Here is a 9,810-nt window from a genome sequence, read left to right as displayed (position 1 = left end):
GTCACGCGACGAGGCCGCGACGCGCAGGCGGTTCATGCCGGCACCCGTGCCCGCCGGGATCAGGCGGCCGACGATGACGTTCTCCTTGAGGCCGGTCAGCGTATCGACCTTGCCCTGCACCGAAGCCTCGGTGAGCACGCGGGTCGTTTCCTGGAAGGACGCTGCCGAGATGAAGCTGCGGGTTTGCAGCGACGCCTTGGTGATGCCGAGCAGGACAGGGTTGCCTTCGGCGAAGGCCTGGCCCGGCTGCAGCTTGGCGTTGATCGCGTCCATTTCTTCGCGGTCGACCTGTTCGCCGGCCAGCAAAGTGGTGTCACCGCCATTGGTGATCTCAACCTTCTGCAGCATCTGGCGAACGATCACCTCGATGTGCTTGTCGTTGATTTTCACGCCCTGCAATCGATAGACTTCCTGGATTTCGGCGACCAGATATTCGGCCAAGGCTTCCACGCCCAACACTTCGAGGATGTCGTGCGGGTTTGGCGAACCGGCAATCAGGTTGTCGCCCTTACGGACGAAATCGCCTTCCTGCACGTCGAGCACCTTCGATTTCGGGATCAGATATTCAATCCGATCACCTTCCTCGGGAACAATCGCGATTTTGCGCTTCGCCTTATAGTCGCGGACGAATTCGATCCGGCCCGAAATTTTGGCGATGATCGCATTGTCCTTGGGAACGCGCGCTTCGAACAGTTCGGCAACGCGCGGCAGACCGCCGGTGATGTCGCGGGTCTTGGCCGATTCGCGGGTCACACGAGCGAGAACGTCGCCCGCTTCTACCTTCGTACCGTCTTCAACCGACAGCATCGTACCGACGCTCAGCAGATAGCGCGCAGCTTCGCCGCTATCGTCATCAAGCAGGGTCAGGCGGGGACGCAGGTCTTCCTTTTTGCCGCGAGCCGCACCGCGATATTCGATCACGACGCGTTGGGCGATGCCGGTGGCATCGTCGGTCTGTTCGATCAGGGTCTTGCCGTCGAGCAGATCCTGGAACTTCACGATACCCGGCTTTTCGGTGATGACCGGCATGGTGAACGGATCCCATTCAGCGAGGCGGTCACCCGCTTTCACCTTGGCTCCGTCTTCAAATGCCAGCGTCGCGCCGAAGGGCAGACGGTGCATTTCGAGTTCACGGCCTTCCTTGTCCGACAGGATCAGTTCACCGTTGCGCGCCATGGCGATACGGCGACCGCGCTTGTCAACCAGCGTTGGCAGATCGCGATAGGTGACAACGCCATCGACCGAAGCGTCGAGGTTCGACGTTTCGTTCAGCTGTGCTGCACCACCGATGTGGAAGGTACGCATGGTCAGCTGCGTGCCCGGTTCACCGATCGACTGCGCGGCGATAACGCCGACAGCTTCACCGATATTGACCGGGGTACCGCGAGCCAGATCGCGACCATAGCAGGTTCCGCAGACGCCAACCTTCGATTCGCAAACCAGCGGGCTGCGGATCTTGAGGGCTTGCAGGCCGATTTCCTCAATCTGGGTGATCGCGGCTTCGTCAAGCAAGCTGCCGGTCGGGATGGCAACCTTGCCATCGGGGCCGACAATGTCTTCTGCCGTGGTGCGGCCAAGCACGCGTTCGCCGAGCGAAGCGATGGTTGAACCACCCTGCACGATGGCGCGCATTTCGAGCGCGCGTTCGGTGCCGCAGTCGATTTCGACGATGGTGCAATCCTGCGATACGTCGACAAGACGACGGGTCAGGTAACCGGAGTTTGCCGTCTTCAGCGCGGTGTCAGCGAGGCCCTTACGGGCACCGTGGGTCGAGTTGAAATATTCAAGAACGGTCAGGCCTTCCTTGAAGTTCGAGATGATCGGGGTTTCGATGATCTCGCCCGACGGCTTGGCCATCAGGCCGCGCATCCCGCCCAGCTGCTTCATCTGCGCCGGCGAACCACGAGCGCCCGAGTGGGCCATCATGTAGATCGAGTTGATCGGCGCTTCACGGCCATGCTCGTCCTTCGGTGTCGCTTTCAGTTTGTCCATCATGGCGTTCGCCACCTGGTCACCGCAACGGCTCCAGGCGTCGATCACCTTGTTGTACTTTTCCTGCTGGGTGATCAGACCGTCCTGATATTGCTGTTCGAAGTCTGCAACGATCGCTTTGGTTTCATTGACCAGACCATCCTTTTCGTGCGGGATGATCATGTCGTCCTTGCCAAAGCTGATGCCGGCCTTGAAGGCGTGGCGGAAACCGAGGCCCATGATCGCGTCAGCGAAGAGGACGGTGTCCTTCTGGCCGGTGTGACGATAGACTTGGTCGATAACGTCGCCGATTTCCTTCTTGGTGAGCAGGCGGTTGACCACGTCGAAGGGCACGGTGTGCGATTTCGGCAGGCATTCACCGATCAGCATGCGGCCCGGGGTGGTCTGGTAACGCACCATGCGTTCGACTTTGTCTTCACCGGTCTGCGGAACGCGGCTGGTGATCTTCGAGTGCAGGGTAACGGCACCGACTTCGAGCGCCTGGTGGACTTCGGCCATGTCCGAAAGGATCATACCTTCGCCCGGCTCGCCTTCGCGGTCCATCGACAGATAATAGAGGCCAAGCACCATATCCTGCGAAGGAACGATGATCGGTTTACCATTGGCGGGCGAAAGGATGTTGTTGGTCGACATCATCAGCACGCGCGCTTCAAGCTGGGCTTCAAGGCTCAGCGGCACGTGGACGGCCATCTGGTCACCGTCAAAGTCGGCGTTGAAGGCTGAGCAAACGAGTGGGTGAAGCTGGATCGCCTTGCCCTCGATGAGGACGGGTTCGAACGCCTGGATACCCAAACGGTGCAGCGTCGGCGCGCGGTTCAGCAGAACCGGATGCTCGCGGATCACCTCGTCAAGGATGTCCCAGACTTCTTTGCGTTCCTTTTCCACCCACTTCTTCGCCTGCTTCAGGGTCATCGAAAGACCCTTGGCGTCGAGGCGCGAGTAAATGAACGGCTTGAACAGCTCGAGCGCCATCTTCTTCGGCAGACCGCACTGGTGCAGCTTGAGTTCCGGACCGGTCACGATGACCGAACGGCCCGAATAGTCGACGCGCTTACCGAGCAGGTTCTGACGGAAGCGGCCCTGCTTGCCCTTGAGCATGTCAGACAGCGACTTCAGCGGACGCTTGTTGGCACCGGTGATGGTGCGGCCGCGACGGCCATTGTCGAACAGTGCGTCGACGGCTTCCTGCAGCATGCGCTTTTCGTTGCGGACGATGATGTCCGGCGCGCGCAATTCAATCAGGCGCTTCAAGCGGTTGTTACGGTTGATCACGCGACGATAGAGATCGTTCAGATCCGAAGTCGCGAAACGGCCGCCATCCAGCGGAACCAGCGGGCGCAGTTCGGGCGGAATGACGGGGATGACGTCTAGGATCATCCATTCGGGGCGGTTGCCCGAATCGATGAAGCTTTCGACGACCTTCAGGCGCTTGATGATCTTCTTGGGCTTCAGCTCCGACTTGGTCGTTGCCAGTTCTTCCATCAGATCGACCCGTTCCTGTTCGAGGTCGAGGTCCATCAGCATCTGCTTGACCGCTTCGGCACCGATGCCGGCGGTGAAGGCGTCTTCGCCATATTCGTCCTGGGCTGCGAGCAGTTCGTCTTCGGTCAGAAGCTGGAACTTCTCAAGCGCGGTCAGGCCGGGTTCGGTGACGATATAATGCTCGAAATAGAGGACGCGTTCGAGCTGCTTCAACTGCATGTCGAGCAGCAAGCCGATGCGCGACGGCAGCGACTTCAGGAACCAGATATGCGCGACCGGAGCGGCGAGCTCGATATGGCCCATGCGCTCACGGCGCACCTTGGTTACGGTTACTTCGACGCCGCACTTTTCGCAGACGACGCCCTTATATTTCATACGCTTATACTTACCGCACAGGCACTCATAGTCCTTTACGGGGCCGAAGATGCGGGCGCAGAACAGGCCGTCACGCTCAGGCTTGAAAGTGCGGTAGTTGATCGTTTCCGGCTTCTTGATTTCGCCGAAAGACCAGCTGCGGATTTTCTCCGGCGACGCGATGCCAATCTGGATCTGGTCGAAGGTTTCCGGCTTGGCGAGCGGATTGCTGAATTTGGTAAGATCGTTCATCTTTGTGTCCTCATGGAGCAGAAAGGCTCCGAAATTTCATCCATAGGGCGGGAAAGGGGCGGCATTTCTGCCGCCCGGCTTTCTTATTCCGCAGCCTCCGGCAGATCGTCTTCTTCGGCATCGTTGATCGACTTCAGGTCGACATTGAGACCGAGCGAGCGCATTTCCTTGACGAGAACGTTGAAGCTCTCCGGAATGCCGGCTTCGAAGGTATCGTCGCCCTTGACGATCGCTTCGTACACCTTGGTGCGGCCGACCACGTCGTCCGATTTCACCGTCAGCATTTCCTGCAGCGTATAGGCTGCGCCATAGGCCTGAAGCGCCCAGACCTCCATTTCCCCGAAGCGCTGGCCACCAAACTGCGCCTTACCGCCCAGCGGCTGCTGGGTGACGAGGCTGTAGGGACCGATCGAACGGGCGTGGATCTTGTCGTCGACCAAGTGGTGCAGTTTGAGCATATACATGTAGCCCACGGTCACCTTGCGGTCGAACTTGTCACCGGTACGGCCATCATAAAGGTCGCTCTGCCCCGAAACGTCGAAACCGGCGCGTGCCAGCATGTCGGCAACGTCCTGCTCCTTCGCTCCGTCGAACACCGGCGTGCCCATCGGTACGCCTGCGGTCAGATTTCCGGCCAGCTCGATGATGTCGCTATCCGAGCGACCCTTGATCTCTGCGGTGTAATTGTCACCATAGATATCGACCAGACGGTCACGGATGGCTTCGGGTGGCGCACCAGCTTCGGGGTTCGGATTGGCAGCGCGCCAATCTTCAAGTGCCGTCTGGATCTGCTTGCCAAGACCACGGGCAGCCCAGCCAAGGTGCGTTTCGAAGATCTGCCCGACATTCATGCGCGAAGGCACGCCGAGCGGGTTCAGCACGAAATCGACCGGCGTACCGTCGGCGAGGAAAGGCATGTCTTCCTGCGGCAGGATGCGGCTGATAATACCCTTGTTACCATGGCGGCCGGCCATCTTGTCGCCCGGCTGCAGCTTGCGCTTGATGGCGACAAAAACCTTGACCATTTTGAGCACGCCCGGGGCGAGTTCGTCGCCGCGTTCGAGCTTTTCCTTGCGATCCTCGAACTTCTCCTGAATCGCCTTGGCGGTCTCGTCATACTGCGCCTTCACCGCTTCAAGGTCTGACTGGACCTTGTCGTCGGTAACCGCAATCTTCCACCATTCGTGACGTTCGACTTCGGCAAGATTTTCTTCCGAAATCTTTTCGCCCTTCTTGATGCCCTTGGGGCTGGCGGCAGCAGTCTGGCCGACCAGCATGTCCTTCAGACGGTTGTAGGTTGCGCGGTTGAGGATCGAGCGTTCGTCTTCGCGGTCCTTCGCAAGGCGTTCGATTTCCTCGCGTTCGATGGCCATCGCGCGCTCGTCCTTGTCGATGCCGTGGCGGTTGAAGACGCGCACTTCAACGATGGTACCCGAAACGCCCGGCGGCAGGCGGAGCGAGGTGTCGCGCACATCGCTGGCTTTTTCACCAAAGATCGCGCGCAGCAGCTTTTCTTCCGGGGTCATCGGCGATTCACCCTTGGGAGTGATTTTGCCGACGAGGATGTCGCCCGGATGCACTTCTGCACCGATATAGACGATGCCCGCTTCGTCGAGGTTGCGCAGAGCTTCCTCACCCACATTGGGGATGTCGCGGGTAATATCTTCGGGCCCAAGCTTGGTGTCGCGGGCCATGACTTCGAATTCCTCGATATGGATCGAAGTGAACACGTCGTCCTTCACGATGCGTTCCGAAATCAGGATCGAGTCTTCGTAGTTATAGCCGTTCCAGGGCATGAAGGCGACGAGCGCGTTCTTGCCGAGAGCGAGTTCACCCAGTTCGGTCGACGGGCCGTCGGCGATGATATCGCCTGCCTCGATCGCGTCACCCACTTTCACCAGAGGCTTCTGGTTGATGCAGGTTGACTGGTTCGAACGCTGATATTTCTGCAGCGTGTAGATGTCGACGCCCGACTGGCCGGCTTCGACTTCGCCGGTGACGCGGACAACGATACGCGTCGCGTCGACCTGATCGACAATACCGGTGCGGCGGGCCGAAATTGCAGCGCCCGAATCGCGCGCCACGGTGGCTTCCATACCGGTACCGACAAACGGTGCCTCTGCACGCAGCAGTGGCACAGCCTGACGTTGCATGTTCGATCCCATCAGCGCGCGGTTGGCGTCGTCATTTTCCAGGAAGGGAATGAGCGATGCTGCAACCGAAACCAGCTGCTTGGGGCTGACGTCCATCAAGGTGATCTGGCCGCGAGGTGCCATCAGGAATTCACCGGCTTCACGCGCCGAGATCAGTTCCTCGACAAAGCTGCCATCGGCGGTCAGCTCTGCGTTTGCCTGCGCGATCGTGTGCTTGGCTTCTTCCATTGCCGACAGATAGACGACCTCTTCGGTCACCTTGCCGTCGACAATCTTGCGATACGGCGTTTCAATGAAGCCATATTTATTGACCCGGCTGAATGACGCCAGCGAGTTGATCAGACCGATGTTCGGGCCTTCCGGCGTTTCAATCGGGCAGATACGGCCATAGTGCGTCGGGTGAACGTCGCGGACTTCGAAGCCTGCGCGCTCGCGGGTCAGACCACCCGGCCCAAGTGCCGAAACGCGGCGCTTGTGGGTGACTTCCGACAGCGGATTGGTCTGGTCCATAAACTGCGACAGCTGCGACGAACCAAAGAATTCGCGCACGGCTGCTACTGCCGGCTTGGCGTTGATCAGGTCGTTCGGCATCACTGTCGAAACGTCGACCGAGCTCATGCGTTCCTTGACCGCGCGTTCCATACGCAGCAGGCCGACGCGATACTGGTTTTCGAGCAATTCGCCGACCGAACGGACACGGCGATTGCCGAGATTGTCGATATCGTCGATTTCGCCCTTGCCGTCCTTGAGGTTGACCAGTTCCTTGACCACCGCGAGGATATCTTCGGTGCGCAGCGTGGTCAGCGTGTCTTCGGCATCAAGGCCAAGGCGCATGTTGAGCTTCACGCGACCAACCGCCGACAGGTCGTACCGGTCAGGGTCGAAGAACAGGCCAGCGAACAGTGCCTCTGCAGTTTCGCGGGTCGGCGGTTCGCCGGGGCGCATGACGCGGTAGATCGCATCGAGACCCATGTCGCGATTCTCGGCCTTGTCAGCCTTGAGCGTGTTGCGCATCCAGGCGCCGGTGATGACATGATCGATGTCGAGCAGCTCGAGGCTGTCGATGCCGGCTTTGTCGAGTGCTTCAAGGTTTTCAGCGGTGATTTCGTCGCCTGCTTCGACATAGATGCGACCGGTCTTGTCGTCGACAAGATCGAACGCCGAATAGCGGCCGAAGATTTCCTCGGTCGGGATCAACAGCTCTTCAAGACCGTCCTTGACCGCCTTGTTGGCCGCGCGCGGCGTGATCTTCTGCCCTGCGGGGAAGATCACCTCGCCCGACTTGGCATCGACAATGTCAAAGCTCGGCTTCGACGCGCGCCATTGTTCGGCGTTGAACGGAATCTTCCAGCCACCCTTGGCGCGAGCAAAGGTCACGCGGTCATAGAAATGGTTGAGGATTTCTTCGCTGTTGAGGCCGAGTGAATAGAGCAAGGTCGTGACCGGCAGCTTGCGCTTGCGGTCGATACGGACGTTGACGATGTCCTTCGCGTCGAACTCAAAATCGAGCCATGAACCGCGATATGGAATGACGCGTGCAGCGAACAGATATTTGCCCGACGAGTGGGTCTTGCCACGGTCATGGTCGAACAGCACGCCCGGCGAACGGTGCATCTGCGAAACGATGACGCGCTCGGTGCCGTTGATGAAGAAGGTGCCATTGCCCGTCATCAGGGGCATTTCGCCCATATAGACGTCCTGCTCCTTGATATCGAGAACCGAACGCGCTTCGGTATCGGGGTCGACTTCAAAGACGATCAGGCGGAGCGTGACCTTCATCTGTGCCGAGTAAGTGATCCCGCGCTGGCGGCACTCCTCAACGTCATATTTCGGATCTTCGAGTTCGTAATTGACGAAGTCGAGCTCGCAGGTTCCGGCGAAGTCGCGGATCGGGAAGACGCTGCGCAGAGTCTTTTCGAGACCAGACACATAGCCGATCGACGGATCGCTACGCAGGAACTGTTCATAGCTCTCGCGCTGAACCTCGATCAGGTTCGGCATATCGATCACTTCGTGGATGTTGCCGAAAATCTTGCGAATGCGCTTGGAGCGCGACAGGGCGGTGGATGCGCCCAGCGATGCGGAAACCGCTGCTTTAGCCATGGAGTTGCTCAGCCTCGTCTATATCAAAACATTGAGCGCAATTTCCGACAACGAAAAGGCCGCATGGCATCGCCCCCGGATTCGGGATGCAACCAGCAGCCTTAGCGCGTCAGAAAACCTTATCTTTCAATTCGTTGGAGGCAATGCGCGTTTTGCCCCGATCCCGAAAGATAGGGTGGATAAGAAACCTTATAGGGTTTTGGCCGGTTGGGGTCAAGCCGAAGGGGCGCTTTTGACAAGCAGTTGCTCCATGGCTTCCGCCGCTTTCCTCGCAGCTCGTTTCAGGTTTGCGCTGAAATCGCCCGCGCTATCGCCGTCTGCACCGTCGGTTTCCGCTTTTATGGCAGCCCAAGGCAGGCCGAGGACTTCGGCAGCTTGAGCGACGGCGGCAACTTCCATGTCTACGAGGTGGGTGCCCAACCGCTCGGCAAGTGCCTCTGCTGTGTCCGTGCATTCGAGAAATAGGTCGCCGCTGGCGATGCTAGCGTGCGGAAGTCCCAATCCGGGGTCGGACATTGCTGTAAAGGCGTGGTCGCGTGCCGCACCCATCGGCCAGTCGCCCGCGCGATAATGGGTGAAGCCTGATGACTGCTGTGCGCCATAATCGTGCTGGATGGCCCTTTCGATCCAGAAGCAATCCCCTGATATCGGGCCGATCCGCCCGCACGTTCCGGTCATCGCGACGAGTGCGGCTTCGGCGTCGGCATACCGCCCGACCGCCAGCGCGGCATTGACCTTGCCAAGGCCGCAGGTGACAATAGTGATCCGGACTCCACCCGTTTCGACCACACGGACCTGTACCGGCTCGCCTTCGATGACACGACCCTGACCGGGGAGGAAGGCATCCGCTTCTTCGGGCAGCGCTGCGAGGAGGAGAACCTGCTTCAATGTCCGTCAAAGCCGATGAGGGCGGTCGGCTCTACGCCTGCCTGGCGAAGCTTTTCCGCTCCGCCAAGCTCGGGCAGGTCGACAATGAACAGCGCCTGCTCGACTACGCCGCCCGCCTGCCGGATCAATTCGATACCTGCCAGTGCAGTACCGCCTGTGGCGATCAGGTCATCGACCAGCACTACTTTCTGCCCCGGCAGCACTTGGCCAGTGTGCAGCTCAATTCGGTCGGTGCCATATTCAAGGGCGTAGTCGATGCCGATCTTCTCACCCGGAAGCTTTCCGGGTTTGCGCAGCATCAGCTTACCGAGCCCCAGCGCATAGCTCAGCCCCGCCGCGACAATAAACCCCCGTGCTTCAATGCCAGCGATCAGTCGCGTATCGGGCGAGACCATCGCGGCCATCCGGTCGATGGTTTGCCGGAAACCCTGCCCGTCGAGCAACAGCGTGGAGACATCGCGAAACAATATGCCCGGTTTGGGATAATCGGGAATGGTGCGGATGAGCGCGGCGAGATCGGCATTTTTGGTCATGGTCGCTAAATGCCGTGCCCATTTTGAAAGCGCAAAGAAAAAGGGCGGCCCAT

4 protein-coding genes are annotated in these 9,810 nt (G+C 59.4%); all 4 read right to left on the bottom strand.

The features are described 5' to 3' along the window. Nucleotides 1-4,080 (bottom strand): DNA-directed RNA polymerase subunit beta' (gene rpoC, locus Q0239_RS08560; protein WP_298601216.1); only part of this gene is annotated, 4,080 nt, incomplete at its 3' end. Between the two features lie 83 nt (nucleotides 4,081-4,163). Then, nucleotides 4,164-8,336 (bottom strand): DNA-directed RNA polymerase subunit beta, encoded by a 4,173-nt coding sequence (rpoB, locus tag Q0239_RS08555; RefSeq protein WP_298601213.1) that lies wholly within the window; start codon nucleotides 8,334-8,336, stop codon nucleotides 4,164-4,166. Nucleotides 8,337-8,549: 213 nt separating this feature from the next. Then, nucleotides 8,550-9,224, bottom strand: a complete 675-nt coding sequence (locus Q0239_RS08550; protein WP_298601210.1) for a purine phosphorylase — start codon at nucleotides 9,222-9,224, stop codon at nucleotides 8,550-8,552. Next, a complete protein-coding gene (locus Q0239_RS08545; RefSeq protein ID WP_298601207.1) occupies nucleotides 9,221-9,757 on the bottom strand; it encodes an adenine phosphoribosyltransferase in 537 nt (178 codons plus the stop codon). The genes Q0239_RS08550 and Q0239_RS08545 overlap by 4 nt, the downstream gene beginning before the upstream one ends. Nucleotides 9,758-9,810: the final 53 nt, after the last annotated feature.

It is taken from the genome of uncultured Sphingorhabdus sp. (assembly GCF_937872355.1).
GTDB lineage: Bacteria > Pseudomonadota > Alphaproteobacteria > Sphingomonadales > Sphingomonadaceae > Sphingorhabdus_B.
This window is presented reverse-complemented; position numbering and strand designations above follow the sequence as displayed.